Annotated in this window: 2 protein-coding genes; one reads left to right on the top strand and one right to left on the bottom strand. The window is 57.7% G+C overall.

Annotated features, from left to right (window positions below; all coding sequences use genetic code 11):
- Window positions 1-54: 54 nt before the first annotated feature.
- A complete protein-coding gene (locus F6K46_RS39740) occupies window positions 55-756 on the bottom strand; it encodes a glutathione S-transferase family protein (protein WP_293118200.1) in 702 nt (233 codons plus the stop codon).
- A 78-nt stretch (window positions 757-834) separates the two neighbouring features.
- Here F6K46_RS39740 and F6K46_RS39735 point away from each other — a divergent pair, with 78 nt between their 5' ends.
- The gene (locus F6K46_RS39735; RefSeq protein WP_293118197.1) at window positions 835-1,164 is read left to right on the top strand and encodes a metalloregulator ArsR/SmtB family transcription factor; all 330 of its coding nucleotides are present in this window, start codon (window positions 835-837) and stop codon (window positions 1,162-1,164) included.
- Window positions 1,165-1,422: the final 258 nt, after the last annotated feature.

Genomic DNA, 1,422 nt, shown 5'->3' with positions numbered 1-1,422 from the left:
CATCGCCAGCGACCGCCGCAAGGACGCGGAGATGAAGCGGACGTAATTGGCCGTTCAGCAGCAGGCGTCGGTCGCGCAAGCCGCGCTGAAACGGTCGTTCTCGACCTTTCCGCCGCGCCCGAGAAAGGTCTGATCCGAAAGATAAAAGTCCGCGAAGGCTTCTTCGAAATCCGGCGCAACCGAGCGCTCGGCGAGTCCGGTCGCCATAAGTTGCTTCTGCCACCTCTTCAGCTTGGGGCGGTTGCCGAGAAAGTCGAAGCCGGACCGCCGCTCGATGATCTCCGCGCGATGCAGCAGGGTCAGCCAGGCGATGTCGACCATGCCCAGATTGTCACCACCGAAGAAGGGTGTGTCGCCAAGCTGCTTCTCCATCCGATCGAAGGCCTTGCCGAGTTTCTCGCTACGCTCCTTGAGAACCTCCCGATTGGGACTGCGCTGCGCGCCGCATTGAACCAGGTAGTTCTTCGCGGCCAGATAGCTCCAGGCTCGGTTGGTCGCCTTCTCCTCGAGAGAGATATCCGGCTGAAGGGCCGGATAGGCTTCTTCCAGATACTCCACGATGGCGTCGGATTCGAACAGCGCCTGGCCCCGGTCGGTGATCAGCACGGGCACCTGGCCGTTCGGCGAGATCTCCAGGAACCACTGCGGTTTATCCCTTAAGCTGATAAACTCGATCTCATAGTCGATGTTCTTTGCTTCGAGCAAAGCCGTGACGCGTTGAACGAAGGGACAGATTTTGAAACTGACGATCTTCATGGGGGAGGGTCCTTCTGCTTCCAGCCTCTGGCCCAAAAGCTATGTCTCATATCTTAATATTTCAAGAGATATTGAGATATGAAAGAAACCCAGGCTTTGGATATGCTCGCGGCGCTGTCACAGGAGACGCGTCTTCGGGTCGTCCGGTATCTGGTTCAGGCGGGCGAAACGGGGGCCTCGGCGGGGGAGATCGGGAAAGAAGTCGAGGCGAGCTCGTCGCGGATTTCCTTTCATCTCTCAGCGCTCGAGCGCGCAGGCGTGGTCTCATCGGAGCGCCGCTCGCGCAGCATCATCTACCGCGCCGAGATCGGAGAGCTCGGGAACCTCATTTCCTTCCTGCTCAACGACTGCTGCGACAATCACCCAGACATCCTCGCCTGCTGTGGGCTCAATTGCGGTCCGTCCTGATGGAGGTTGCGCAACCGGTCCTGCATCTGTTCTGCGGTAAGATCGCCGCAGGCAAGTCAACCCTGGCCCGGCGCCTGTCCTGGAAATATTGTAGTTATAGCTGATGTCCGAATTTTCTGCATATATACTCCCTAGTGAATAGATGCCCCCACCCGCGGACCAGGCAGAACTTCGCAACCACTCATTTACATTATGCTTCACTGCACAGTTGATCATGCGAAGTGAACCTTCATTGTAAATACCCCCTCCATATCGGCA

The organism is Moorena sp. SIO3E8 (genome assembly GCF_010692445.1).
GTDB lineage: Bacteria > Cyanobacteriota > Cyanobacteriia > Cyanobacteriales > Coleofasciculaceae > Moorena > Moorena bouillonii.
This window is presented reverse-complemented; position numbering and strand designations above follow the sequence as displayed.